We start from the raw sequence: 24,785 nt of genomic DNA on the forward strand, positions 1-24,785 counted from the left end.
GATGATTACTTCGAAATGGGCAGTGGAGCGTGCGGTTATGGCAGACAGACCCGGAGCACGTCCGGCGGAGCCGGTGATCGTCGTGGGCGCGGGCCTGTCGGGGATCGCGACGGCGCTCGGCGCCGCCCTGCACGGGCGGCGCGTGGTGATCTTCGAATCGGCCGACGTCGTCGGCGGTGCCGCTGCGTTCTCCGGCGGTCAGGTCTGGTGCGGGGCGAACCACGTCGCTGAGCGGGAGGGCGTCGAGGACTCGCTGGAGCTCACCGAGCGCTACGTGCGCGCGATCGCGCACGCCGCGCCCGAGGTGCTGGACGAGCGGGCGATGCTGCGCTGGATCACCGCGGCGCCGAAGGCGATCCGGCACTGGGAGGACGTCGGGGCGATCCGCTGGAAGGTGATTCCCGAGCTCGCCGACTACCACAACGAAGCCGATGGCGCGTTGCCGGTGGGCCGCTACCTGACGAACGAGCTGATCGACGGCAGCGTGCTCGGCGAGTGGCGCCGGCACCTCCGGGTCAGCCCGTACTTCCCGGTGGGCACGACCTACGACGACATGCTGATCAAAGGTCGGCGGGCGGCCTACGTCGACGATTCCGCCGAGGACGAGGAGGTCGCCGCGCACGCCGGCGTTCCCGCGTTCGGGGTCGCCGACGGCGTGGAGAGGACGGGACGGCACCGCTCCGACGACCCGTTGACGTTCGGCACCGGTGTCGTGGCGAGCTTCCTGGCGAGGTTGCTGCGGGAACCCCACGTGGAGATCCGCACCTCCCACCCGGTGACCGAGCTGATCCACGAGGGCGGCGCGGTGGCCGGAGTCCGCGCGGACGGCCCGGAGGGCCCGGTGGAGGTCCGGGGCCCGGTCGTGCTGGCGACCAGCACCTACGACTGGGATCCCGACCTGGTGCGCGAGATGGTGGGGATCGAGCCCGAGGACTTCGGCAGCGTCGCGCCGGAGAGCCTGCGCGGCGACGGCATCAAGCTCGCCCGGTCGGTGGGCGGCGCGGTCGCCAAGATCCCCGCGACGAGCGTGCCGATGTTGCCGGGCTGGCGTTCGCAGGTCGGGACGGGTTACGGCTACGGCCCCGAGTACGCGATGCCGCACTCGATGATCGTCGATGCGCGGGGGGAGCGGTTCTGCAACGACTCCTACTGGGTCGACATCGTCGCGAAGACGCTGGACCCCGACGACAGGCACCTACCGTTCTTCCTGGTCTGGGACGACCAGCACCGGCAGAAGTACGGTCTCGCGGCGACCCCGCCGGGCGGAACGTACCCGGAGGGGTGGGTCACCTCGCGGCCGACGCTGCGCGAGCTGGGGCGGGCGCTGGGCATCGACGCCGAGCGGTTCGAGTCGACAGTCGCGCGCTTCAACGACAACGCGGCCCGCGGTGAGGATCCGGACTTCGGCAGGGGAACGGTCACCTACGTCAACCGCTTCGCCGGGGACCCCGCCAACGAGCCGAGCCCGGTGCTCGGTGAGCTGGTCAAGCCGCCGTTCCACGGGCTGCGGCTGAAGTTCGTCGGGACCGGCATCGGATCGAGCGGGGTGCACATCGACGGCGACGGCCACGTCCTCGACACCGCCGGCGAGGTGATCGACGGCCTCCACGCGGTGGGTTCGTGCGCGGCGCTGACCACCACGGGTTCGGGCTACAACAGCGGATTCGCGCTCGGGCGCGGCGTCACCCTCGCCTACCTCGTGTCGAACGAACTCGGCGGCGCGCCAACGCCGTAGGCCGTGCGACCAGCCGAATCCGGGAGGGGAGACGAGATGACGGGACCGCGGGCGCGTCAGGAGGCGCGGACGATAGGCGAGTGGCTGGGTGAAGCCGCCCGGCGCGCCCCCTCGGCGTCGGCGCTGGTGGCCGAGCAGCGGATCGGGTACCGGGAGCTCGACGAGCTCAGCGACCGGATGGCCGGGGGTTTCGCCGCGCTCGGGCTGCGCCGGGGCGATCGGGTGTGCGTGCTGATGCGCAGCAGCGTCGCGTGCCTGGGGGTGTGGTTCGGGCTCGCGAAGTCCGGTCTCGTCGAGGTCCCGCTCAACGCCTCCAGCGGCTCCTACCTGCTGCGCTACTTCCTCGAACACGCCGGTGCGACGGCGATCGTCTGCGACGCGGAGTTCGCAGCGCAGGTGCGGGAGTGCGCGACCGGCGTCGAGTCGCTGCGGCACCTGATCGTCCACGGCGAGGAGGAGGGGAGCGAGCCCGGACCGCCCGGCCTCGTCCGGCACCGGTTGGCCGCTCTCGCCGAGCAGCCGCCGGGCGATCCGGGACCGGTCGAGCCCGCGGACACCGCGGTGATCCTCTACACCTCGGGCACCACCGGTCCGCCCAAGGGCGCGCTGCTCAGCCACCGGGCCAACGTCAACCTGGCTCGCCACACGGTCGACCTGCTCGGCTACACCGAGGAGGACCGGTTGTACAGCGTGTTCCCGTTGTTCCACAGCAACGCCCGGTACTGCAGCGTCATGGCCGCGATCGAAGCGGGCGCCGATCTCGTGCTGGATCGCAAGTTCTCCGCGAGCCGGTTCTGGGACCGCTGCCGGGAGCACGGGGTGACGGCCTTCAACTACCAGGGCGCGATGATGAGCATCCTGCACAAGCAGCCGCAGCGCGCCGACGACGCCGAAAACCCGGTGCGGCTCGGGTTCGGCGCGCCCTGCCCGCCGGAGATCTTCACCGCGTTCGAGCGCCGCTTCGACGTGCGGCTCACCGAGATCTACGGCAGCACCGAGGTCTCCATCGTCACCGACATGCCACCGCACCGGCGCAAGATCGGTACGGCGGGGTCCGCCTCGGTGAACTACGAGGTGGCGGTGGTCGACGACCGCGACGAGCCGTTGCCGCCAGGTGCGGCGGGCGAGATCGTCGCACGCCCGGTCAAACCCGGGTGGATGTTCGACGGCTACCACGCGATGCCGGAGGCGACCGCGCGGAGCTGGCGGAACCTGTGGTTCCACACCGGTGATCGCGGGGTGCTCGACGAGGACGGGTACTTGACCTTCCTCGACCGGATCAAGGACACCGTCCGGCGTCGTGGCGAGAACATCTCCTCGTGGGAGGTCGAGCGGGTCGTGTCCGACCACCCGGCGGTGGCCCAGTCCGCCGCGTACGGAGTCCCGTCGGAGGTCTCCGAGGAGGACGTGATGGTGGCGGTCGTGCTCGCGCCGGGGCGGTCCCTGGCCCCGGAGGAGTTGATCGCGCACTGCGCGGGGTCGCTGACCTCCTTCGCGCTCCCGCGGTACGTGCGCGTGCTGCCGGAACTGCCCATGACGCCGAGCCAGCGGGTCGAGAAGTACAAGCTGCAGGGCGAAGGCGTCACCGCGGACACCTGGGACCGGGAGGCGAACCTCGATGCCCGCTGAGCTGACCCGTTTCACGCGATCCGAGCCGCACCCCGGCGTGCTGCAGCTGACCATGTCCCGCCCGGAGAAGCTCAACGCGATGGACCAGGCGTGGTTTCGCGAGCTCCGCGAGGTGATGGACGGGCTCGGCGAGGAGGACGGCGGGGTCCGCGCCGTGATCATCACCGGTTCCGGCCGCGCGTTCTCCGCGGGCGGGGACATCGACATGTTCGCCGGGCTCGACGGCGACGTGCACCGGACCCGTCCGCACCTGCGGCGGGTGTACGACGCGTTCCACTCGGTGGAGCGGTGCGCCGTTCCGGTCATCGCCGCGGTCAACGGACTGGCCTACGGCGGCGGCACCGAGCTCGCCCTGGCCTGCGACGTGGTGCTGGCCGGGCGGTCGGCGAGGTTCGCCTTCAAGGAACCCTCGGTGGGGCTCATGCCGGGCTACGGAGTGGTGCGGGGTCCTGCCGTGATGGGCCGGCACTGGACGCGCTACCTGGCCCTCAGCGGACGGGACGTCGACGCCGATCGGGCGGAGCGAGCGGGAGTCGTCCAGGAGGTGCACCCGGACGAGTCGTTGCTGTCCGAAGCGGTGACGCTGGCCTCGGAGATCGCCGCCCACCCGGCTCTGGCCGTGCGGTGCGCGAAGGCGTTCATCAACCGCGACACCGGGGACGGGTTCAACGAGTCGGTGGAGGCCACCGCACTGCTGTTCGGCACGGAGGAGCACCGGGAGGCGGTCAAGGCCTTCCGCGAGTCCCGGGCGAACCGGGCCTGACGAGCGGATCCGCCGCGAACTCGGCCGGAGGGTTCCCCCATCAGCGCAAAACTAGTATAATAGTAAGCATAATTAATCCCGGATGTGTCCCATCTCGGCGAACGTCGGCCGCATCCGGGACGGCGGGAGCCGCCGACCCCGCGACGCTGTGAGGAGCTTGCGTTGGAGTTCGGAATCTTGATGGGGGACCAGCCGGTCGGTTCCTCGCCGGCGGAGCACCTCGATCTGATGCTGCGCAAGGTCGAGGCCGCTCAGCGCGCCGGGTTCACCTACCTGACCATCGGTCAGCACTTCCTCTACGACGGATACCGCTGGTTCCAGCCGATCCCGCTGCTCGCGCGGCTCGCGGCCGAGCTGGACGAGCACGTCAAGATCGGCACCACGGTCCTCGTCGGCCCCGTCCACCACCCGGTGATCCTCGGCGAGGAGCTCGCGACTCTCGACGTCGTGACCCGGGGTCGTCTCGTCGTCGGGATCGGAACCGGATACCTCCCGGCCGAGTACGAGGCCATGGGCGTGCCCTTCAAGCAGCGCTACCGGTTGCTGGAAGAGCTGATCGAGGTGATGTCGAAGCTGTGGTCCCAGGAACGGGTGACCCATCGCGGACGGTTCTGGACCATCGAGGACGCGCCGACGCACGTCCACCCGATCCAGCAACCGCGACCGCCCATCTGGCTCGGCGCCATGAAGGAGACCGGCGTGCGCCGCGCCGCCCGGCACGGCGATGTCTGGACGATCACTCCGCAGCAGACGGTGGAGCAGGTGAAATCCCTGATCGAGCTCTACGCGCAGGAGCGGATGAGCCGGGGGCTGGAACTGTCCCCGCTTCCGCTGCGGCGGGAGCTCATGATCGGTGCGGATTTCGACGACGCCGTCACGCGGTTCGCGGCGGTGGCGCGGGGCAAGTACGAGGCCTACGCCGGTCGCGGCATGACCTTGCTGGACGGGGACGCGGTCCGGGGCGAGTTCGCCTCCACCGTGCAGGACCACGTCATCCTCGGCGATCCGGGGCAGTGCCGCGCGCAGATCGCCCGCATCGCCGAGGAACTGCCCATCGGGCCGCTGCTCATCCGCCCGCACTGGCCGGGGATGGACGCCGAGCAGACCGCCGCCTACCTCGATGAGGTGGGCCGGGAGGTCGTGGCCCCGCTGCGCGATCTGCGGCCCCGCAGCTTCGCGGACTTCCTCGATTCGGCGACGGTGTGAGGGTCTCGTGCTTCCGCAGGCGAATCGGTCGGGAGAACGTCTCCGGGTGCGAGATCCGAGAGGCGCCCGGAAAGGGGAAATGACTCGATCCGATTCCGCTTCCGGTGCAGACCTCTCCGGCGTGCGGGTGTCATTCCACCTGGAATTTCGCGGCGAGCGGATTCCTTCCTGGATTCAGATCCTCGGGGGTCGATAACCGCGTCACGGGAGTCATCGGCTGGGGTGAAAAGAAGCCCTTGACGCCGGTTTTCCGATAACTATTATCAGGGAAGTTTCCAAGGAGTGATGTTTGTGACGGAACAACCTCGTTGTCCGATCGTGCATTTCGATCACCACTCTGCTGAGCACGCCGCCGATCACGTGGGCGCGTACCGCGAACTCCGCGAGCAGTGCCCGGTCGCTTGGACCGAAGCCCACGGCGGGTTCTGGGTGCTTTCGGACTACCCGAGCGTGTTCGAGGCTTCCCGTGACGACGACCTGTTCTCATCGGCCAGGTCCGAGCACGGCGGGGAGGGTCTCGCCATCATCATTCCGAAGGCTCCGACCGCGTTCCACATCCCGATCGAACTCGATCCGCCGAAGTTCCGGAGCTACCGCAAGGCGGTCAACGCCGTCACCTCACCGGCGGCGGTGCGTCAGCTCGCCGACGTGATCGACAAGTTCGTCACCGGGTTCATCGACGAGATCATCGAGACCGGTGAGGCCGACCTCGCGTTCGTGGCCGGGGTTCCCGCTGCGGTGACCGTGGACTGGCTGGGTCTCGACGCCTCGGAGTACAAGCGCTACGTGGACGCGATGCACACGCTCGTCTCCGCTCCGCCGGACTCGGCCGAGTACGCGCACGCGAGGGATGTCGCGGTCCCGTGGGTGGAGAAGACGGTCCGCACCCACATCGCCGCCCGGCGGGAGCAGCCCACCGACGACGCCACGAGCGCGTTCCTCGCCTCCGAGGTCGACGGCAGGAAGATGACCGACGACGAGATCTACTCGATCCTCGAACTGCTCATCTCGGGTGGGGTCGGCACCACGGCCTCGCTGGTCACCCAAGCTCTGGTGTGGCTCTACGAGAACCCCGGAGAGCGGCAGCGCCTCATCGAGGACCCGAGCATGATCGATGTCGCGGTCGAGGAGTTCCTCCGGGTCTTCTCCCCGACGCAGGCGCTCGCCCGCACGGTCACCAGGGACGCGGAGTTCCAAGGGGTGCACCTGCGTGCGGGTGACCGTGCGCTGATGAGCTGGGCGTCGGCGAACCGCGACGTGCGGCAGTTCGACGATCCCGACCACGTCGACATCACCCGGTGGCCGAACAAGCACATGGCGTTCGGTCTTGGCATCCACCGCTGCGCGGGATCGCACCTCGGTCGTGCGATGGCTCGCGCCATGATCGGCCAGGTGTTGGAGCGGATGCCGGACTACGTGGTGGACGTCGAGGGCATCGTCCGGTACCCGGATCAGGGCACCAACGCGGGTTACCACTCCATCCCGTGCAGCTTCACGCCCGGGAAGCGCCGCCTGGCCTCCCCGCTGTTCCCCAACGCGTAGCGGCGGCGCCTCGCGCGGCCGGCGTCAGGTGTGCGAGGCGTGACCTGTCGGCGGGCGAGGGTGGACGCTGCGGTGTGCATGGCGCGTCGACTTCGCGGCGTGGGATTGAAATCCGGGAAACCGCAACGTGTTCCTGGTTGATGACACCTGCGCCGGTGTTGCCGATGTGTGGTCGCGGGATCTGTTGCCACCACCGGCGCCGCTGTTCCGTGCTGATCGGTGTGCGGATTTCCGCTCATCGACCTCGAACCGCAGGACGGCCGCGGACTTGTTCGAGGACGTGCTGACGGCGCTGTCCGTTCAGGGCGGCGTGCCGGCTCGTCCTCCTCGGCAACGCGAAACAGCTGTCGTGCGCGTGCGCTCTGCCGGGAAGGTTTGACAGCGCTTATTAAGTATAACGATAATAAGGAAAATGCGTGGTGCGAGGAGGCGTGGATGTCCGCGGGTCTTGAGCAACGACTGCGCCGGGTCGAAGACGAGCTGGAGCTGCACCGCCTCGTCGCCCGCTACGCGGTGGCGGTCGACGACCGGGACGCGGCAACGCTGTCCGAGCTCTACGCCGGCGACGCCGAGTTCGACGGCCGCGACCGCGTCGTGCGAGGCCGCAGCGCGGTGGTGAATTACCTGTGCGAGCAGACCGCGCACTACGGGCCGAGCATCCACGTCCCCCAGTCGTTGCTGATCACGTGGGTCGACGACGACCACGCGAGCGGCCTCGCCACGGGCGCTGCGGAGCTGTCGCTGCGCGGTACGAGGGTGCTGTGCGCATTCCGCTACTACGACGACTACGTGCGCGAAGACGCGCGGTGGCGGTTCCACCGCCGTGACATCCAGTTCATCTACGCGGCACCGACCGAGGAGCTGGCCGAGATCTACGCGGGAGGACTTCGCAAGCGCTGGCCGGGTGCGGATCCGGCACCGGCGGACATTCCGGAGACCCTCGCGACTTGGCGCGACTCCCAGGGTCTTTAGCGCACGACGAATCAGGAGGGCTCAATGGCGAGCGTGCAATCCGAGGCTCAACGCCGCAGAGGGCTGTGGGTGGTTGCCATCTGCTTCACCGCGGTGGTGTTCGACGGCTACGACCTCATCGTCTACGGCGCGACCCTGCCCAGCATCCTGGCCTACGAGGAATGGCACATGACTCCGGTGCTCGCCGGGGTGATCGGCAGCTACGCCCTCGCCGGAATGCTCGTGGGCACGCTTCTGTGCGGCCTGGTCACCGACCTGATAGGGCGTCGCCGGATGATGCTGGTGAGCATCGTGTGGTTCTCGCTGTTCATGGGCGCGTGCGCGATCGCGCCGAACGCGCAGGTCTTCGGCCTCTTCCGGCTGCTCGCCGGGATCGGGCTCGGCGGCGTGCTTCCCACGGCGGTGGCGCTGACCGTCGAGTTCGCACCGAAGGGCCGTCGCAACTTCTTCAACGCCATGACCTGCTCCGGCTACTCCATCGGCGCGATCCTCGCTTCGGTGCTGGCGATCGCGTTGGTCCAGGACCACGGCTTCCGCGTCATGTACGCGATCGGCATGTTGCCGCTGGTGCTCCTGGTGCCGCTGGCGTGGAAGGTCTTGCCGGAATCGGTGGAATACCTGGCCGCCAAGGGAAAAACAGCTGAGGCGCAGCAGGTCGCCGAGCGGTTCGGGCTGCCGGTGACCGAGTCGGCCACCGCCCCGGAGGCCCGGACCACCGCCAAGGGCGTCCTGCGCCTGTTCCGCCCGCCCTACGTGGCGCTGCTGATGGTCTTCGCGGTCGCATGCCTGATCGGCCAACTGCTCACCTACGGGCTGAACACGTGGCTTCCGCAGATCATGCGCACCGCAGGCTATCCGCTCGGGTCGGCGCTTCAGTTCCTGGTGGCGCTGTCGCTCGGTGCCATCGTGGGCGCGCTGGTGCTCTCGGCTCTGGCCGACCGGGTCGGTGGCCGAATCGTGCTGATCGGCGGCTTCGGCACCGCGGTGGTGTCGCTGCTGCTCATGAGCATGAATCCGCCGACGGCGGCGTTGTACCTCGCGGTGGCGCTGGCCGGTGTGGGGGCCAACGGCACGATGGTCGTGCTCAACGGCTACGCCGCCACCCAGTTCGCTGCGGATGTCCGCGCGTCCGCGCTCGGCGTGATGATGGGCATCGGCAAGCTGGGCGCGGTGCTCGGCCCGCTCGTCGGCGGCTGGGTGATGGCCGCGAACGCGGGTGTGGAGTGGAGCTTCTACGCGTTCCTCCTGCCGGCCGCGGTGGGCGTGGTGACCATGTTCTTCGACAGGGGTGCGCCGAGGGCGTCGGAGGCGGTGCGCGAGCCGGTGGTCGAGAAGTGAGCCGGGTGGGCATCGACGATCTGGAGAACCTCCGGTCGGTTCGCGGCAGTTCCGACGACATCGACGAGCTGATCCAGGCGCAGACCGAGGCCGTGGTGAGCTTCACCAGCGACACCGGGTGGGCGAGTGGTGTCGTGATGAGCTACGTGCGCCACGACGGCGCGTTCTGGGTCACCGCGGTCTCGGATCGAGCGCACGCCAAGGCTTTCCGGCGCGATCCCAGGATCTCCCTGGTGATCTCGGCTACGGGAACTCCTCTCGCAGGGCGCCGGATGGTCTCGGTGCGGTGCCTCGCGCACGCGCACGTCGACGAGGTGACCCGGCATTGGTTCTACCGCGCGCTCGGCGAGCGGATCTCGGTGGAAGACCCGGACGCGTTCTTCTCCCTGCTCGACAGCGAGAATCGCGCGGTGTTCGAGCTGCGGCCGGTGCGCGTGGCGGTGAGTCACGACTCGCGAAAGCTGCCCGGCGATGGTCGCGGCGGCAGCGCCCCGTGACGCACCAGCTGGGCAGACGGCCTCTTCCGCGGAGAACAACGTGATCACGGCGTCGTCCCGCCGCACCGACGGCACTGGAAGACCCACACCAAGCAATACTGCCGCGAACTACCAACGAGCATCCTGGATAGGGGTCTGCCCAGGCGTCGGTTGACACTCTGACCTTCACACCGGTGGGGGTAACGACGCCTCGTCCGAGCCTTCATTGGGTCACGTTGGCACCGCCGCAGGGACAGCGACGACTCCTCGTGAAGCGCTCCTTCCCGTGAGCCGAGCCTCCAGGTGCGCCCGGAGGCTCCGCGCTGCGGCGGGAGCCGACGCGACTGGTCACCACCTGTGGGGTCTGGTTCGGTGCTGGTGGGCGAGGTGGTTCCGGAGTTGCGCGTGTCGGAATTGGTAGACCGCGCCGGGCTGACGTAGTGCTCCTCGTTGGTAGGCGTCTTCGAGGAAGCGTTTCGAGCGCCACGGCAGGCGTCCGGTCAGCGGGAGCCATAGACGTACGAAAAGCAGCCAATTTCCCCATGTCGAAAGCAATAGGCGAATGGCGCCGGCTACGCATCCGAATAGAACGGCCCAAGGCCACGACTGATAGGCAACAAGTCCAAGCATGAGCCCAACCGAGGATGTGGTCGTGGTCGTTTGGATAAGCGTGGTGGTGCGGTCGGTGGCCAGGAGTTGCCATGGGCTAATGGCGTCTTCGGGGGCGTTTGTGTCGCCAAGGGCGGACACAATGATGTTCGTGATCCCAATCGCGAGTCCGGTTTCGAGCCCGATCATGAGCCCACGTGCGAAACCGTACCCGAACCGGTCGGGGTCAGTCGCTACCAACACGTACCAGAGTCCCTCTTCGAGTCCGGTCGCGAGCCCGATCGCCAACCCGATCGTGAGCCCGGTGAACGCCTCGGCTCCCGCTTTCATGAGAAAGACCCGCAACGAACGTTTGGGCCTGCCACGGCGTCGAAGGCGGAAGTGCAGTCGGCTCGGTTCGCGTCCCTTTCGCCCGCGGAAGTAGCTCAGCTCGTTAACGAGCCCAACCGCGAGTCCGCCCGCGGCCGTGATCCCGGAGATGGCCACCAACCCGAACGCGGGGGCTGCGGCGTCCCGCCCGTACACGAGCATTGCCGTGAACATGTTCGCGAGCACGAATGCGAGTCCGGTAGCCATGATGAGGAGGATGCGGGTGTGGCGGTGGAGGGTGTTGGGGAGTTGCCACCAGGTGAGGTCGTGGGTGTCGCGTTTCGTGAGGTGGGTGGCGAGATGGCCGAGCCAGCGGCGGGTGCGATGGGGAGTCCACGTCGGTGGAGACGCTCCTGTGGGGCGGGTGGTGTCGTTCCGGGGGTCGTAGATGGTGTCCAGGTAGGCACCGAGCAGATGTTCTTCCACGTGGTCGCGGGTGGGAAAGCGCCCGGTGTCGAGGAGTTCTCCGGGGTGGTGGTCCGGGATGTCGTTGTAGATGGCGCGGGCGAGCGTCACCATCAACGGGGTGGTCAGCACCGGGAGGAGGTTCTGGCTCGCGGTTGCGTCCGGTGAGTTTCGTAGCTGGTCGAAGACCGCGTCCCATTCAGCGGTGCGGGTTTTTCCGGTGCTGGCCTGCAAGTATGTTCTTGACTCGTCGGGGGTGAGATTGTCGAGTTCGATGGCGGCGGCTCGGCTGAGGGCCCTGGCTTGTGCTGCGGCCTGCGTGTATTCGTGTGGGCGGCTGGTCACGACCAGTGGCCCGCTGAACCTGCTGATCTCGTGGACGGCGTCGCGGTCGTACTGCTGGGGGATTTCGTCGAATCCGTCCAGCACGGGCAGGATCCAGTCGTCGTTGGCGAGTAGCTCGGCGGCGCGATGTCCCGCCCGATCCCGCTTTTCCAGGAATGGATGGTCCCGCAGGAGTTGGCCGACGAGCCATGTCCGCAGGTTGTGAACGCGCGGGTTCCAGTCGCTGAGGCTGAGCAGTATCGGTACCGGGGCTGTCCGGGGCCGGTCTTCGAGCAGCGCGAGGATGAGGCGGTGGGCCAGCACGGTTTTGCCTGCGCCTGCCCGCCCCAGGATCACCAGTCGCCGCGACGGGATGGCCTCGTAGGTTTCCCGGATTCCGATGAAAGACCCGGTCAATGTAGTCGCGTCGTGTTTGCTTTCCCGGCCGTGGATGTTGGCCCAGTGGTCGAACAGTTCATCCGTGGCCCTGTGCCACCGCACCGGCAGCGGGCGGGGATCGTAGATCCGCCTATGCTCGTCCTCTCTCTTGCTGAGGCCGTGCACCCTGTGTGCGAGCGCGGCGGCCAGATCCGCCGGTTCGTCCCCGTTCGACGGTGGAGACGACGGCGGGCCGACCACGATGTCCCCGTGCACGTTGCCAACCTGCACAGCAGATCCCGCGATCGAGCTACTGACCTCGTTGCGGACCCTCTCTTGCCTCATAACGATCAGTGTTTCAGAGGTAGCAGACCGTGTAGGGCGGTGTTGGTAGACCGGCGAGAGCGTCAGCCGGCACGGCTCAGGACCACCCATCGAAAGCAACACCGCTGGCGCGTCGAACGGAGGTTATAGACGGCCGCGGTGGAAGATCCACACCAAGCGGCACTGCACGGGAAGTTACGGGTTGATCAGGACTTTCAGGGAGCGGCGTTGGTCCATGGCTCGGTAGCCGTCGGGGACGCCTTCGATGTCGACGGTGGTGTCGAAGACTCGGCCGGGTTCGACTCGGCCTTCCAGGACTTCGGGGAGGAGGCGTTCGATGTAGGCGCGGGCGGGGGCGACTCCGCCGGTGAGGGTCACGTTCTTCATGAACGGGTCGCGGCCGATGTTTCCCTCGGTGTACTGCGGGACGCCGACGCGGCTGATCGAGCCGCCGGGCCGGACGACGCCCAGGGCGGTGTCGTAGGCGTTGAGGTAGCCGACGGCCTCCAGGACGGCGTGCGTGCCGTCGCCGCCGGTGAGCTCCTGGACGTGGGCGATGCCCTCCTCGCCGCGTTCGGGCACGACGTCGGTGGCGCCGAACTCGACGCCGAGGTCCGTGCGGTCCTCGTGCCGTCCCATCAGGATGATCCGCTCGGCGCCCAGCAGCCGGGACGAGAGCACCGCGCACAACCCGACCGCGCCGTCGCCGATCACCGTCACCGTCTTGCCCTCGCCGACACCGGCGGTGCTCGCGCAGTGGTAGCCGGTGGGGAAGACGTCCGAGAGCGTCAGCAGCGACGGCAGCAGCGGTGAGTCCTCGTCGACCGGGGCCTTGACCAGCGTGCCCTGGGCCTGCGGTACCCGGACCGCCTCGGCCTGGCCGCCGCCGACGCCGGGCGAACCCCAGCCGCCGCCGTTGCGGCAGGAGGTCTGCAGCCCCTCGCGGCAGAAGTCGCAGGTGTTGTCGGCCCACATGAACGGCGCGATCACCACGTCGCCCTTGCTCAGACCGCTCACCTCGGAACCGAGTTCCTCGACGACGCCGAGGAACTCGTGGCCCATCGGCGAGCCTGTCTCGGAGGCCGGTTTGCTGTGGTACGGGTGCAGGTCGCTCCCGCACACGCAGGCGCGCAGCACCCGCACCAGCGCGTCGGTGGGCTGCTGCAGCACCGGGTCGGGGACGTCCTCCACCCGCACGTCCCCGGCTCCGTACATCAGTGTCGCGCGCATCGCAGACGGCCTCCCCGGGTCTCGTCCGGCCGGATTCCAGGGAACGGTAAGTCGGCTTCACCCGGGAGTGCCTGATCGTCCGGGTACCGCGGGCACCCCTCACCCCATCCGGTGAGCTGGGCCGCGACCCAGGACCTCGCCGACGTGACCGGTGTGTCCGACTGGCGTTCAACACCCTCGCGGGGATAAGTTAGGCTGACCTAAGTCTTTGTGAGCGAGGAGTTCGATGGCGACTTACCTGACCGTGACCGGCGCGGAGATGGTGACTCCGCGGGTGCGGCGGCTGTGGTTCCGCAGCGACGATCTCTCGGCCTTCGCCGAGAGCGTGCACAGCGACCGCTACGTCAAGCTGGTGTTCCCCAAGGAAGGCGTGACCTACCCGGAGCCGCTGGACGTCAAGGCGATGCGCGGCACCTTCCCGGCCGAGGACATGCCCACGGTCCGCACGTTCACCGCGCTGTTCCCCGACGTCGAGGCCGGCACGATGGCCATCGACTTCGTCATGCACGGCGACCTCGGCGTGGCCGGCCCGTGGGCGGCCAGGGCCGAGGCGGGCGACCGGCTCGTCCTCAACGGCCCCGGCGGCGCCTACAGCCCGGACCCGGCGGCCGACTGGCACCTGCTGGCCGGGGACGAGTCTGCGCTGCCCGCGATCTCCGCCGCGCTGCGCGTCATGCCCGCCGACGCCGTGGTGCGGGTGGTCATGCTGATCGAATCCCCGGTCGAGGCGCCGGAACTGCCGCTGCCCGCCAGGGGAGAGGCCACCTTCATCTACCGCTGCGACGTCGGCGAGGACGGCGCGCTGGAGAAGGCGGTCCGCGAGCTGGAGTGGCTGCCGGGCCGGGTGCACGCGTTCGTGCACGGCGAGGCCCACGAGGTCATGCGCCGCGTCCGCCCGTACCTGTTCCGCGAACGCGGCGTGACCCGCGACAGCGCGTCGATCTCCGGCTACTGGCGCCACGGCCGCACCGAGGAGTCCTTCCGCGAGTGGAAGGCCGAGTTCGCCAAGGCCGAAGCCGCCGCCAGCTGAAACGAGTGAACTGACGTCGTTCGAGGTGGCGGCGTCAGCCGCTGTTTCAGGTGTGGGACTCAGCCCGCACCGCCGCGGGTTCTGATCGGCTTCGTGGCGAGTACGCCGGGACGCCTCGTATTGGCATACTCAAGGAGCGGCGCACGGAGTCCACGGAGCCGATCAGGTTCCGCTACTGGCACCGCTGAGCAAGCAGACCACTCGACATTATTCGGTCCGTCAGGCCGCGTTGGCGGTGCGCAGCGTGCGCATCGCCTCGGCCAGGCTCAAGGACTGCTGCTCGCCGAGCGGGGCCAGGATGCGGTTGCGCAGGATCTCCGCGCAGACCTTCCGGGCCTCCTCGGCGACTTCCAGCCCGTGGTCGGTCAGCACCGCGTAGACCACCCGCCGGTCCTGGGCCGAGGGCTCCCGCCGGATCAGGTCGGCCTTGGCCAGCCGGTCGGCGACCTTGGTGAACCCGCCGCTGCTCAGCGCCGCCTCCATCGCCAGCCGGGTCATCGGCAGCCGGTAGTCGGGGGAGCGCAGCAGGCGGATCAGGATGTCGAAGGAACCGGGGGCGAGGTCCACGCGCTCGCTGATCTCGTTCATCAGTCTTCCGTGCGTGGCGTGGTAGCCCTCGATCACCAGACCCCACCAGGTGACGGTCTCGTCATCGCTGGGCAGGTCGACCTCGGTGGCCACGTCGTGGATCCCCTTCTTCGCGCTCATCGGCCCTCTCCCGTCTCCGCCACCGCTTGTGGTGGCTCCAGGGATAATCTTACACGCAATCATCTTGAGCGAAAGATATATCCCTGTTAGCGTCTTCTTTGAATGCGGTCTGAGGTAGCAGGAGGGCGAGATGGGGATCAGGACCAGTGGGCTGCACCACGTCACGGCGATCGGTGAGAACCCCCAGCGCAACGCGGACTTCTACCTGCGCACCCTGGGCCTGCGGCTGGTGAAGACGACCGTCAACTTCGACTCGACCGGCGTCTACCACCTCTACTACGGCGACACCTCCGGCAGGCCCGGCTCGCTGATGACCTTCTTCCCGTGGCAGTCGATCGAGTCCGGCCGGATCGGCTCCGGGCAGGCCACCGCGACCGCGTTCTCCGTCCCGGCCAACTCCATCGGCTGGTGGAAGCAGCACCTCGCCGCCGCCGGTGTCGAGACCACGCGGGTCACCAACCGCGACGAGGAGGACGTCCTCGGCTTCCGCGACCCCGACGGCCTGGAGCTCGCCCTGGTCGCCCACCCGCAGGGCGACCCGCGCGACCCGTGGGACACCCCGTCGGTCCCGGCCGAGCACGCCATCCGCGGCCTGCACTCGGTGACCATGACCGTCGCGCGCGAGGCCGACACCTCCGACCTGCTCGTCGACGGCCTCGGCCTGCAGTTCCGGCACCAGGACGGCGACCGGCTGCGCTTCGCCGCGGGCGAGGGCGGACCCGGTGCGCTGGTGGACGTGCGGGTGGACCCGAACGCCCCGGAGGGCTACGTCGCGGGCGGCACCGTGCACCACGTGGCCTGGCGCGTGCCGGACGACCAGACCCAGAAGGAGTGGCGCGACGAGCTCGTCGGGCGCGGCCTGGAGGTCACCGAGATCCGCGACCGCCAGTACTTCAAGTCCATCTACTTTCGCGAGCCCGGTGGCGTGCTGCTCGAAATCGCCACCGATTCGCCCGGGTTCGACATCGACGAGCCGCTGCTGGAGCTCGGCCGCGAGCTGAAGCTGCCGCCGTGGCTGGAGCCCACCCGCGAGGACATCGCGAACTCCCTGCCACCGCTCGACGTCCCGGCCTGAGTGCACTGTGGAGTGATCACGCGGCGCTGACCTGCCGTTGCCGGAGTCACAAAGTCGCCACCCGGGTGCATGATCCGGGCCCGTCGTGCGAGCATCCCTCGAACTCATCATCGCGTCGCGGGTGCGGCGGTTCGAGGAAAGGCTGATTCCAAGTGCAGGTCTTGTGGGGTCTCGGCGGCATGGTCGTCGTCCTGCTGCTCGCGTTCGCGATGTCGACCAACAGGCGCGCGATCAACCTCCGCACGGTGCTCGGTGCGCTGGCGATCCAGATCATCTTCGCGGTCGTGGTGCTGCGCTGGCCGCTGGGCCAGCAGGCGTTGACCGCCGTGGCCGCCGGTGTCACGAAGGTCATCGAGTCCTCCAAGGAGGGCATCGACTTCCTGGTCGGCCCGATCATGCCCAGCGAGGGCACGGTCGTGGCCTTCCAGGTGCTGCCGATCATCATCTTCGTGTCCTCGCTGACCGCGGTGCTCTACCACCTGCACGTCCTGCAGTGGGTCGTGCGCATCATCGGTGGTGGTCTGCAGAAGGCGCTGGGCACCACGCGGGCGGAGTCGCTGAACGCGACCGGCAACATCTTCCTCGGTCAGACCGAGGCGCCGCTGCTGGTGCGGCCCTACCTGGCGAGCATGAGCCGCTCGGAGTTCTTCGCGGTGATGGTCGGCGGACTGGCCACTGTGGCCGGAACGGTCATGGTCGGCTACGCGATGCTGGGCGCCGAGCTGGAGAACCTCATCGCCGCCAGCTTCATGGCCGCCCCGGCCGGTCTGCTGATGGCCAAGATGATCATGCCCGCGACCGAGGACGAGCCCTCCTCCGACGACGCTCCCGCGGCCGAGGACGCCGACGCCGCTGAAGAGGAGGAGTCCAAGCAGGTCGCCTTCGGCACCGCCGCGCCCGCGCTGGAGGAGAAGCCGCGCAACGTCATCGACGCCGCGGCCACCGGCGCCTCCGACGGCCTCAAGCTCGCCCTCAACGTCGGCGCGATGCTGTTCGCGTTCGTCTCCCTGATCGCGCTGCTCAACCTCATCGTCGGCGCCGTCGGCGGGCTGTTCGGCCTGCCGGACCTGACCATGCAGCAGATCCTCGGCTACGTGTTCTCCCCGCTGATGTGGGTGATCGGCGTGCCGTGGCACGAGGCCGTGGCCGCCGGCGGGTTCGTCGGCGAGAAGCTGGTGATCAACGAGTTCGTCGCCTTCTCCGACTTCGGCCCGCAGGCCGCGCAGTTCAGCGAGAAGACCGCCACCATCGTCACCTTCGCGCTGACCGGTTTCGCCAACCTCGGTTCGCTGGCGATCCTGCTCGGCGGCCTGGGCGGTCTGGTGCCCGGCAAGCGCGGCTGGATCGCCAAGGACGGCATCCGCGCCGTGCTGGCGGCGACCCTGGCCAACCTGCTCAGCGCCACCATCGCGGGCGTCCTCGTCTGACCCGCTCCCGTCGAACGGCCCGTCGCGGAACTTCCCGTGGCGGGCCGTTCTCGCGTGTCAGGGGGTGTGGGAGTTCACGGCGGCGGTGAGCGCGCGGAGCGCGGGAAGGGCCGCGTCGAGCCGGGCGCGTTCGGCGGCGGGCAGCTGGGCGAGGCTGCGGCGCAGGGCCGAGGCGCTGGCGCGGTCGTAGCGGTCGAGCAGGTCCAGCGCGGTGTCGGTGGCGCTGAGCCGCGCGGTGCGCGCGTCCTCGGGATCGCTGTCGCGGGCGACGAGTCCGGCCGTGCGCATCGTCTTGACCAGGTTGCTGATCGTCGAGGGCGCGACCTGCAGCGCGGTGGCCGCCTCGCGCGGGCTCAGCGGACCGTCGGCCACCAGCAGGCGCAGCAGCTCGATCTGGGCCTCGGGCAGGTCGGGCAGGTCGGCGGCCTGCCGGGAGGCGCGCAGCACGGCGCGGCGCAGCGGTCCGAGCAGGCGGGTGAACTCGAGCGCGGCGGTATCCAGGTCACCGGTCACCGGCTCATTGTGCCCGACCGCACATTAGTTTTGCAGCAAAATAGTTTTGTAGCAAAATTGAATGTGTCAACGTCAACGACGGGGGAGCGAGGCGCATGAGCGAGCACCCGACCACGGTGGAGAACCCGGTTCCCGAGCAGGACCTGTCCGGCATCGTCGGCCACCGGTTCATCTACACCTACGCCAACGGCTGGCAGTACGAGATGTACGTCAAGAACGAGCGCACCATCGACTACCGGATCCACACCGGTCACGTCGGCGGCCGCTGGGTCAAGGGCCAGGAGGTCGACCTGGTGGCGCTCACCCGCGGCGTCTACAAGGTGTCCTGGACCGAGCCGACCGGGACCTCGGTCGCGGTCAACGTCATCCCGGGCGAGCGCGTGCTGCACGGCGTGATCTTCTTCCCGGACTGGATCCGCGAGCACGGCGAGCGCACGGTGCTGTACCAGAACGACCACCTCGACGAGATGCGCGAGTACCGCGACGAGGGGCCGACCTACCCGATCTACGTGGTGCCGGAGTTCGCCCGCATCACGCTCTTCGAGCACGTCGGCACCGATGACGAAACCGTCATCGACACCGCCCCGGGAGACCTGCCCGCGGGTTGGTCCGACCGCGCGAACTGATCGTCCGACCAAGCGATAGTTTGGTACGGTGCCTCCCGGTGTCCGGTGCGCCGACGCGGGAGGCGTGATGCTGATCAGCGACGTGGTGGCCTTCGCGGCCGGGCGTGCGCCCGAGGTCGCCGCCCTGGAGTTCGAGGACACCACGTGGACCTTCGGTGAGCTGCGCCGAGCGATCCACCGGCTGGCCCACGGCCTCGCCGGGATCGCCCGGCCCGGCGACCGGATCGCCGTGCTCACCGAGAACAACCCCGAGTACGTGCTCGCCTACCACGCGGTTCCGCTGGCGGGCATGGTGCTGCTGCCGGTGAACTACCGGCTCGCGCCCCGCGAGATCGCCGACCTGCTCGCCGACGCCCGGCCCACCGCGCTCCTCACCGAGGCGAAGTACCTGGACGCCGCCCGGCACGCCGCCGCCGAGGTCTCCTCGATCACCACGATCATCACCGTCGACGGAAGCTCCGGCATGGCGCTGTCCGAGCTGATCGAGGGGCAGCCCGACACCGAACCCGCCCGGCCCGACGAGGACTCACCGGCCTGGCTGCTCTACACCTCCGGCACCACCGGACGGGCCAAGGGCGCCGTGCTGACCCACCGCAACGTCGTGGCGGGCGCGGTCAACGCGGCGCTGAGCTGGCCGCGCGCGACCGAGCAGCGGCCGGTGTCCCTGGTGCCGTGGCCGCTGTGCCACATCGCCGGGTACAACGTGCTCGTCGCGCACCTGGCCGCGGAGACGGTCGTGCTGCTGCGCCGCTACAGCGCCGAGGGCTTCCTCGACGCCGTTCGGCGCCACCGGGTCACCGCGACCACGGTCGCGCCCACGATGCTGGCGATGCTGCTGCGCCACCCCGCCTTGGAGGTCTGCGACACCTCCTCGATCACCCGCATCGGCTACGGCTCGGCACCGATGCCGGTGGCGACCCTGCGCGAGGCCATGATCCGGTTCCCGAACGCCGGGTTCCGCGCGGGTTTCGGCATGACCGAGCTCGCGGGCAACGCGCTGGCCCACGGCCCCGACGGGCACCGCGAGGCGGCGGGCGGACGGCCGGAGCTGCTGGCCTCGGCCGGAACCCCGATGCTGCTCTCGGCCGCCCGCGTCGTCGACGACGACGGCGTCGAGTGCGCGCCGGAGGTGGTGGGGGAGTTGGAGATCCGGGGCGACCAGGTGTTCTCCGGCTACTGGAACCGCCCCGAGGCCACCGAGGAGTCCTTCCGCGACGGGTGGTTCCGCACCGGTGATCTGGCCCGGTGCGACGCCGAGGGCCGCTACGCCATCGTGGACCGGCGCAAGGACATGATCCTGTCCGGTGGCGAGAACGTCTACTCCCGCGAGGTCGAGGACGTCCTGCACCAGCACCCGGCCGTCGGAGCGGCCGCCGTGGTCGGCGCGCCGGACGAGCTGTGGGGCGAGCGCGTCGTGGCCGTCATCGAGCCCGCGAGCGCGGAACACCCCACCGAGCGGGAGATCCGCGAGTTCTGCGCCGCCCACCTCGCCGGCTACAAGTGCCCGCGCGCGGTGCTGGTGGTCGACGAGCTGCCGCGCAACACCGCGGGCAAGGTCCTCAAGCGCGAACTCCGGGACCGGGTTCGCTGACCTCGACGAGGAGGAAGCAGTGGAGATCAACGGCAAGAAGGCGGTCGTGTTCGGCGGGGCCTCGGGCATGGGCCGCGCCAGCGCGGAACTGCTCGCGGCCCAGGGGGCTTCGGTGGCCATCGCCGACCTCGCGGGCTCGCAGGGCGAGGACGTCGCCGCGCAGCTGGGCGGCAGCTTCCACCCGGTCGACGTGACCGACTTCGAGGGCGTCGAGCGCGCCCTGGCCGAGGCCGTGGACGGTCTCGGCGGGCTGCACATCACCGTGACCACCGCCGGTGGCGGGCTCGCGCAGCGCACGCTCGGCAAGCAGGGGCCGCACGATCTCGACGCGTTCCGCCGGATCCTGGACCTCAACACCGTCGGCACCTTCAACATCAGCCGCCTGGCCGCCGCGCACATGAACGCCAACGAGCCCGAGGACGGCGAGCGCGGCGTCATCATCAACACCTCCTCGATCGCCGCTTTCGAAGGGCAGGTCGGTCAGGTCGCCTACACCGCCGCCAAGGCCGCGATCGCCGGGATGTGCCTGACGATGGCCCGCGACCTGGGCTCGATGGGCATCCGCGTGCTCGCGATCGCCCCGAGCCTGTTCGACACCGGGATCGTGCGGGGCGCCCCGGAGGAGGTGAAGGCCGCGCTGGTCAAGGACGCGGCGTTCCCGCGCCGGATGGGGCGCCCCGAGGAGTACGCGAAACTGGTGCGCGCCATCGTCGACAACCCCATGCTCAACGGTCAGTGCCTGCGGCTGGACGCGGGACAGCGCTTCGCCCCGAAGTGAGGGGGCGGGGAAGTTTTCATGAAAACTTCCCCCACTCCGAACCAACCACCCTCTCAACAGGTATTTCCACCCAAACACCTTCTTCTGAAGAGCTCCGGTTCCGTGTGGGGTGGGGAAGTTTTCATGAAAACTTCCCCACCCCACACGCCCTGAGATGAGCGGGGGTCGAACCGTGACCTCCGGGGATCTTGGCAGCCGGGTGTGATCGGCGTAACCTGCCTGAATCCATGAACGTGAACACACTTCACATTCACCGAGGAGCAGGTAGATGCCCGTCGCTCGCAGACAGGTGCTGGCCGCCGCCGCGACCGCGCCGCTGGCCGCCGCAGGTCTGACCGCCCCGGGTCTGGCCGCCCCGGGGGCCGGCGCCACCCCCGCGTCCGGCCAGGGCCCGACCGGGTACCGGGTCGGGCGCGGGGTCGCCGACGTCACCGGTCCGGCCGCCGAGAACGGCATGATGGGCTACTCCATGCCCCAGCAGCAGACCGCGGGCATCCACCTGCGCACCCTGGCGCGCGCGTTCGTCGTCGACGACGGCGCGAACCGGGTGGTGTTCGTGACCGCCGAGCTCGGCGCGCTGTTCCAGTCGGTGCACCAGGAGGTGATGCGGCGGCTGATCGAGACCTACGGCGGGCTCTACACCGAGCAGAACGTGCTGCTCAACGCCACGCACACGCACGCAGCGTGCGGCGGCGACTCGCACTACGCCGCCTACGACCTGGCCACCCTCGGGTTCCAGGAGGAGGTCTTCGAGGCCGTCGTCGGCGGTATCACCGAGGCCATCGGCGCAGCGCACGACGACCTGCGGCCCGGGACGCTCGCGCTCGGTCGGGCCGAGCTCACCGACGCCAGCGTCAACCGCTCACGCAGCGCCTTCGAGCTCAACCCGCGGCAGGACACCGAGCACTTCCCGGATGCCATCGACCCGGCCGTGACGGTGCTGCGCTTCGCCCAGGGCGGGCGCGACGTCGGTGCGATCGCCTGGTTCGCCACCCACGGCACGTCGATGACCAACACCAACCACCTGATCAGCTCCGACAACAAGGGTTACGCCGCCTTCGCCTGGGAGCGGGACGACCCGGAGTTCGTGGCCTGCTTCGCCCAGACCAACGCCGCCGACATGTCCCCGAACCTCGACCTGGAACCGGGGAAGGGGCCGACCGACGACGAGTTCACCAACACCCGAATCATCGGCGAGCGCCAGTTCCTCGCCGCCCGAAGGGCTTTCGACGAGGCCGTCACTCCGATGAGCGGGCCGGTCGACTCGCTGCTGTGCTACGTGGACCTCTCCGAGGTCACTGTGGACGGACGGTTCACCCCGGACGGCGAGACGCACCGCACCTGCACGGCCGCGATCGGCTGGTCGATGCTGGCCGGAAGCACCGAGGACGGACCGGGAATCCCGATCGGCGAAGGTCTGCGCAACCCGCTGTGGGAGTGGCTGGGCGGGGCGGACGTGCCGATCCCGCCGCAGCTCGCCGACGAGCAGGCGCCGAAACCCGTTGCGGTGCCGTTCGGAGCGATGCCACCACACCCGTGGTGCCCGGAAGTGCTGCCGCTGCAACTGATGCGGCTCGGCGACCTCCACCTCGTGGCGGGCCCGGCGGAGTACACGATCGTGGCAGGGCTGCGGATCCGGCGCAGCGTCGCCGCCGAACTCGGCGTGCCGCTGGAGAACGTCCTCGTCCAGGGCTACGCCAACGCCTACAGCCAGTACGTCACCACGCCGGAGGAGTACGACGCCCAGCAGTACGAGGGCGCCTCCACGCTCTTCGGCCGCTACACCCTTCCCGCCTACCAGCAGGAGTTCACCCGCCTCGCCGCGGCGATGCGCGACGGGAAACGCGTTCCGCTGGGCCCGGTTCCGCCCGACATGTCCGGGACGCTGCCGAACCTGCAGCCCGGCGTGGTCTTCGACGCCCCGCCACCCGGACGCGATTTCGGCGACGTGCTCACCGAACCCGCGAGCGGTTACCACCGCGGCGACCGGGTCACCGCCGAGTTCGTCACCGGCCACCCGAAGAACGACCTGCGCCGCGGCGGCACGTTCGCCGAGGTCCAGCGCCTGGTGGACGGCCGGTGGGTCACCGTCGCCGACGACCGGCACTGGGCGACCCGCTACGAGTGGCGGCGCACCGGAGTGGCATCCTCGGCGGCGACGGTCACGTGGGACGTTCCCGCCGGAGTGCCCACGGGTCGTTACCGCATCGTCCACAACGGAGACTGGAAGGCCGCCGGTTCCGGGAAGATCACGGGGTTCGCCGGGATCAGCCGCGATTTCCTGGTGGCGTGATCGTCGGGATCGCGCGGTGCCGTGGTCGAATCGTAATGTCCCCGTGCGGGTAAACCGGTGATCAGAGTGCGTCATGGGTGGAACTCGACGCCCTGGTCGCGTACACCTGGGGACAGCACTTGACAAGCCCGAACCAGGAAGGTGTTCATGACCTCTTCGCCGAACGAGCCCGGCCAGGGCGGCTCCGAGAAGAAGCCCGCTGACGAGACCGAGAACTCGGCTCCGGAGCAGGCCTCGGAGAACGCGACCGCCGCCGGCCACGGCGAGGCCGAGACCGGCGCCGAGCAGTCGGGCGCCGAGAAGCCTGGTGCCGAGCAGACCGACGCAGCGGAGGCCGAGACCGCCGAGGCCGACAAGTCGGAGACCGCGGCCGAGACTCCCGAGACCGAGGGATCCGAGGCCCCCGAGGCCGCTGCGACGGCTGAGACCGGTGAGTCCGCCGAGGCCGGTGAGCAGCCGAAGAAGAAGCGCAAGACCGGCATGATCATCGCCGTCGCCGCCTCGGTCGTGGTGCTCGCCGCGGTGGCAGCGGGTGCTTTCTGGCTGTTCAGCAGCGGCTCCGCGCAGGCGGCCGCCGAGGACTACGCGGCCATCTCCACCAAGGAGACCCAGGACCCGCGCAGCGTCACGGCCGACGACTACCGCCCGGTGGTCTGCAACGCCGCGATGCCGCAGATCGAGGAGCTGCAGAAGCAGAAGGAGGAGTTCCTGAAGGTCGCCAAGCCGCAGGACTTCGAGATGCTCAAGCAGGTCAAGACGACGGTCAAGGGCGTGCAGGAGAACGGCGACAGCGGCACGGCGACGATGGAGTCCACCGTCCCGGGCCAGCAGCCCGCGACCGCGCAGCTCAAGCTCGTCAAGGAAGACGGCGACTGGAAGCTCTGCGCCTGATCCCTCGCTCTTCGGTGGCCGGTCGCTACGGTGATCGGCCACCGCTTGCTTTCCAGGGCCGGGAGGGGCACCTGGCAGCCGTTGGCAGGTGTCCTCGACCCCGGGCTCAGGCCGCGGCGAGCTCGGGTCGGCGGCGGACGCGGCTGAGCGCGAGGGCGCCCGGGCCGGTGAAGGCGAGCAGGAGGAACGACCAGGCGAACAGGGCGGCCTGCTCGCCGTCGTTCTGCAGGGGGAGCAGCCCGTCGGGCTGGTGCACGACGAAGTAGGCGTAGGCCATCGAGCCGGAGGCGAGCACGGCGGCGGCGCGGTGGAGCACGCCGAAGGCGACCAGGAGGCCGCACACCAGCTGGATCACCGCCGCCCACCACGAGGGCCACACCCCGAACGGGACCGTGCCGCCGCTGCCCGGCGCTCCGCCGAACACGCCGAACAGCGACGCCGCCCCGTGGCTGGCGAACAGCGCGCCGACGACGATCCGGAACACCCCGAGCGCGTAGGGCGCGCAGCTGTCGGCTTTTCGGTCAAGACTGGACATCTCATGACTCCCTGGGTG

21 protein-coding genes are annotated in these 24,785 nt (G+C 69.4%); 16 read left to right on the forward strand and 5 right to left on the reverse strand.

The window, feature by feature from the left end:
* The first annotated feature begins 37 nt into the window (after positions 1–37).
* From QFW96_RS04050 to QFW96_RS04085, 8 genes are all read left to right on the forward strand, one after another.
* Positions 38–1,735, forward strand: coding sequence for an FAD-dependent oxidoreductase (locus QFW96_RS04050; protein WP_281454149.1), 1,698 nt, complete (start codon positions 38–40; stop codon positions 1,733–1,735).
* Positions 1,736–1,771: 36 nt separating this feature from the next.
* On the forward strand, positions 1,772–3,364 hold the full coding sequence (locus tag QFW96_RS04055) for an AMP-binding protein (RefSeq protein ID WP_281454150.1): 1,593 nt from the start codon (positions 1,772–1,774) through the stop codon (positions 3,362–3,364).
* Positions 3,354–4,127, forward strand: coding sequence for an enoyl-CoA hydratase/isomerase family protein (locus QFW96_RS04060; RefSeq protein ID WP_281454151.1), 774 nt, complete (start codon positions 3,354–3,356; stop codon positions 4,125–4,127). Before QFW96_RS04055 ends, QFW96_RS04060 begins: the two co-directional genes overlap by 11 nt.
* A gap of 162 nt (positions 4,128–4,289) precedes the next feature.
* Entirely contained in the window at positions 4,290–5,333 is a 1,044-nt protein-coding gene (locus tag QFW96_RS04065) for an LLM class flavin-dependent oxidoreductase (RefSeq protein ID WP_281454152.1), read from the forward strand.
* Positions 5,334–5,651: 318 nt separating this feature from the next.
* Positions 5,652–6,875, forward strand: a complete 1,224-nt coding sequence (locus tag QFW96_RS04070; RefSeq protein ID WP_281454153.1) for a cytochrome P450 — start codon at positions 5,652–5,654, stop codon at positions 6,873–6,875.
* Between the two features lie 435 nt (positions 6,876–7,310).
* Positions 7,311–7,847 carry a nuclear transport factor 2 family protein gene (locus QFW96_RS04075; RefSeq protein WP_281454154.1) on the forward strand — a complete coding sequence of 179 codons (537 nt, stop codon included), beginning with the start codon at positions 7,311–7,313 and terminating at the stop codon, positions 7,845–7,847.
* 24 nt (positions 7,848–7,871) lie between these two features.
* Positions 7,872–9,185, forward strand: coding sequence for an MFS transporter (locus QFW96_RS04080; protein ID WP_281454155.1), 1,314 nt, complete (start codon positions 7,872–7,874; stop codon positions 9,183–9,185).
* Between the two features lie 5 nt (positions 9,186–9,190).
* Entirely contained in the window at positions 9,191–9,682 is a 492-nt protein-coding gene (locus tag QFW96_RS04085; RefSeq protein ID WP_281454156.1) for a pyridoxamine 5'-phosphate oxidase family protein, read from the forward strand.
* 327 nt (positions 9,683–10,009) lie between these two features.
* Here the strand turns inward: QFW96_RS04085 and QFW96_RS04090 are convergent, their stop codons facing one another.
* Positions 10,010–12,037 carry an NACHT domain-containing protein gene (locus QFW96_RS04090; RefSeq protein ID WP_281454157.1) on the reverse strand — a complete coding sequence of 676 codons (2,028 nt, stop codon included), beginning with the start codon at positions 12,035–12,037 and terminating at the stop codon, positions 10,010–10,012.
* Between the two features lie 228 nt (positions 12,038–12,265).
* Positions 12,266–13,300 carry an alcohol dehydrogenase catalytic domain-containing protein gene (locus QFW96_RS04095; RefSeq protein WP_281454158.1) on the reverse strand — a complete coding sequence of 345 codons (1,035 nt, stop codon included), beginning with the start codon at positions 13,298–13,300 and terminating at the stop codon, positions 12,266–12,268.
* A 226-nt stretch (positions 13,301–13,526) separates the two neighbouring features.
* Between QFW96_RS04095 and QFW96_RS04100 the strand changes: the two genes are divergently transcribed.
* Positions 13,527–14,330 carry a siderophore-interacting protein gene (locus QFW96_RS04100; protein ID WP_281454159.1) on the forward strand — a complete coding sequence of 268 codons (804 nt, stop codon included), beginning with the start codon at positions 13,527–13,529 and terminating at the stop codon, positions 14,328–14,330.
* Positions 14,331–14,549: 219 nt separating this feature from the next.
* Here QFW96_RS04100 and QFW96_RS04105 read toward each other — a convergent pair whose 3' ends face one another.
* On the reverse strand, positions 14,550–15,038 hold the full coding sequence (locus tag QFW96_RS04105) for a MarR family winged helix-turn-helix transcriptional regulator (RefSeq protein WP_281454160.1): 489 nt from the start codon (positions 15,036–15,038) through the stop codon (positions 14,550–14,552).
* Between the two features lie 130 nt (positions 15,039–15,168).
* Here QFW96_RS04105 and QFW96_RS04110 point away from each other — a divergent pair, with 130 nt between their 5' ends.
* Together QFW96_RS04110 and QFW96_RS04115 are read left to right on the forward strand one after the other, a co-directional pair.
* Positions 15,169–16,113: a ring-cleaving dioxygenase gene (locus QFW96_RS04110; protein WP_281454161.1), complete on the forward strand. Its 945-nt coding sequence runs from the start codon at positions 15,169–15,171 to the stop codon at positions 16,111–16,113.
* A gap of 152 nt (positions 16,114–16,265) precedes the next feature.
* Positions 16,266–17,540 (forward strand): NupC/NupG family nucleoside CNT transporter, encoded by a 1,275-nt coding sequence (locus QFW96_RS04115; protein ID WP_281454162.1) that lies wholly within the window; start codon positions 16,266–16,268, stop codon positions 17,538–17,540.
* A 57-nt stretch (positions 17,541–17,597) separates the two neighbouring features.
* Here QFW96_RS04115 and QFW96_RS04120 read toward each other — a convergent pair whose 3' ends face one another.
* Positions 17,598–18,053, reverse strand: coding sequence for a MarR family winged helix-turn-helix transcriptional regulator (locus QFW96_RS04120; RefSeq protein ID WP_281454163.1), 456 nt, complete (start codon positions 18,051–18,053; stop codon positions 17,598–17,600).
* A gap of 95 nt (positions 18,054–18,148) precedes the next feature.
* Between QFW96_RS04120 and QFW96_RS04125 the strand changes: the two genes are divergently transcribed.
* The 5 genes from QFW96_RS04125 (at position 18,149) to QFW96_RS04145 (ending at position 24,232) form a co-directional block, all read left to right on the forward strand.
* Positions 18,149–18,679: a phenolic acid decarboxylase gene (locus QFW96_RS04125; protein WP_281454164.1), complete on the forward strand. Its 531-nt coding sequence runs from the start codon at positions 18,149–18,151 to the stop codon at positions 18,677–18,679.
* A 28-nt stretch (positions 18,680–18,707) separates the two neighbouring features.
* Positions 18,708–20,270: an AMP-binding protein gene (locus tag QFW96_RS04130; protein WP_281454165.1), complete on the forward strand. Its 1,563-nt coding sequence runs from the start codon at positions 18,708–18,710 to the stop codon at positions 20,268–20,270.
* 19 nt (positions 20,271–20,289) lie between these two features.
* A complete protein-coding gene (locus tag QFW96_RS04135; RefSeq protein WP_281454166.1) occupies positions 20,290–21,048 on the forward strand; it encodes an SDR family NAD(P)-dependent oxidoreductase in 759 nt (252 codons plus the stop codon).
* 268 nt (positions 21,049–21,316) lie between these two features.
* Positions 21,317–23,341, forward strand: coding sequence for a neutral/alkaline non-lysosomal ceramidase N-terminal domain-containing protein (locus QFW96_RS04140; protein ID WP_281454167.1), 2,025 nt, complete (start codon positions 21,317–21,319; stop codon positions 23,339–23,341).
* A gap of 147 nt (positions 23,342–23,488) precedes the next feature.
* Positions 23,489–24,232, forward strand: coding sequence for an Rv0361 family membrane protein (locus QFW96_RS04145; protein WP_281454168.1), 744 nt, complete (start codon positions 23,489–23,491; stop codon positions 24,230–24,232).
* A gap of 106 nt (positions 24,233–24,338) precedes the next feature.
* Here the strand turns inward: QFW96_RS04145 and QFW96_RS04150 are convergent, their stop codons facing one another.
* Complete coding sequence (locus QFW96_RS04150; RefSeq protein WP_281454169.1) at positions 24,339–24,767, reverse strand: DoxX family protein; 429 nt, start codon at positions 24,765–24,767, stop codon at positions 24,339–24,341.
* Positions 24,768–24,785 lie beyond the last annotated feature (18 nt).

Source organism: Saccharopolyspora ipomoeae, from assembly GCF_029952525.1.
Classification (GTDB): domain Bacteria; phylum Actinomycetota; class Actinomycetes; order Mycobacteriales; family Pseudonocardiaceae; genus Saccharopolyspora; species Saccharopolyspora ipomoeae.

What these genes read in the sequence shown, in the direction of transcription:
- QFW96_RS04080 (WP_281454155.1), top strand. Translation starts at nt 7,872, where the DNA reads ATGGCGAGCGTGCAATCCGAGGCTCAACGCCGCAGAGGGCTGTGGGTG.
- QFW96_RS04125 (WP_281454164.1), top strand. Translation starts at nt 18,149, where the DNA reads ATGAGCGAGCACCCGACCACGGTGGAGAACCCGGTTCCCGAGCAGGAC.
- QFW96_RS04150 (WP_281454169.1), bottom strand. Translation starts at nt 24,767, where the DNA reads ATGTCCAGTCTTGACCGAAAAGCCGACAGCTGCGCGCCCTACGCGCTC.
- QFW96_RS04055 (WP_281454150.1), top strand. Translation starts at nt 1,772, where the DNA reads ATGACGGGACCGCGGGCGCGTCAGGAGGCGCGGACGATAGGCGAGTGG.
- QFW96_RS04110 (WP_281454161.1), top strand. Translation starts at nt 15,169, where the DNA reads ATGGGGATCAGGACCAGTGGGCTGCACCACGTCACGGCGATCGGTGAG.
- QFW96_RS04095 (WP_281454158.1), bottom strand. Translation starts at nt 13,300, where the DNA reads ATGCGCGCGACACTGATGTACGGAGCCGGGGACGTGCGGGTGGAGGAC.
- QFW96_RS04050 (WP_281454149.1), top strand. Translation starts at nt 38, where the DNA reads ATGGCAGACAGACCCGGAGCACGTCCGGCGGAGCCGGTGATCGTCGTG.
- QFW96_RS04075 (WP_281454154.1), top strand. Translation starts at nt 7,311, where the DNA reads ATGTCCGCGGGTCTTGAGCAACGACTGCGCCGGGTCGAAGACGAGCTG.
- QFW96_RS04105 (WP_281454160.1), bottom strand. Translation starts at nt 15,038, where the DNA reads ATGAGCGCGAAGAAGGGGATCCACGACGTGGCCACCGAGGTCGACCTG.
- QFW96_RS04145 (WP_281454168.1), top strand. Translation starts at nt 23,489, where the DNA reads ATGACCTCTTCGCCGAACGAGCCCGGCCAGGGCGGCTCCGAGAAGAAG.
- QFW96_RS04100 (WP_281454159.1), top strand. Translation starts at nt 13,527, where the DNA reads ATGGCGACTTACCTGACCGTGACCGGCGCGGAGATGGTGACTCCGCGG.
- QFW96_RS04140 (WP_281454167.1), top strand. Translation starts at nt 21,317, where the DNA reads ATGCCCGTCGCTCGCAGACAGGTGCTGGCCGCCGCCGCGACCGCGCCG.
- QFW96_RS04060 (WP_281454151.1), top strand. Translation starts at nt 3,354, where the DNA reads ATGCCCGCTGAGCTGACCCGTTTCACGCGATCCGAGCCGCACCCCGGC.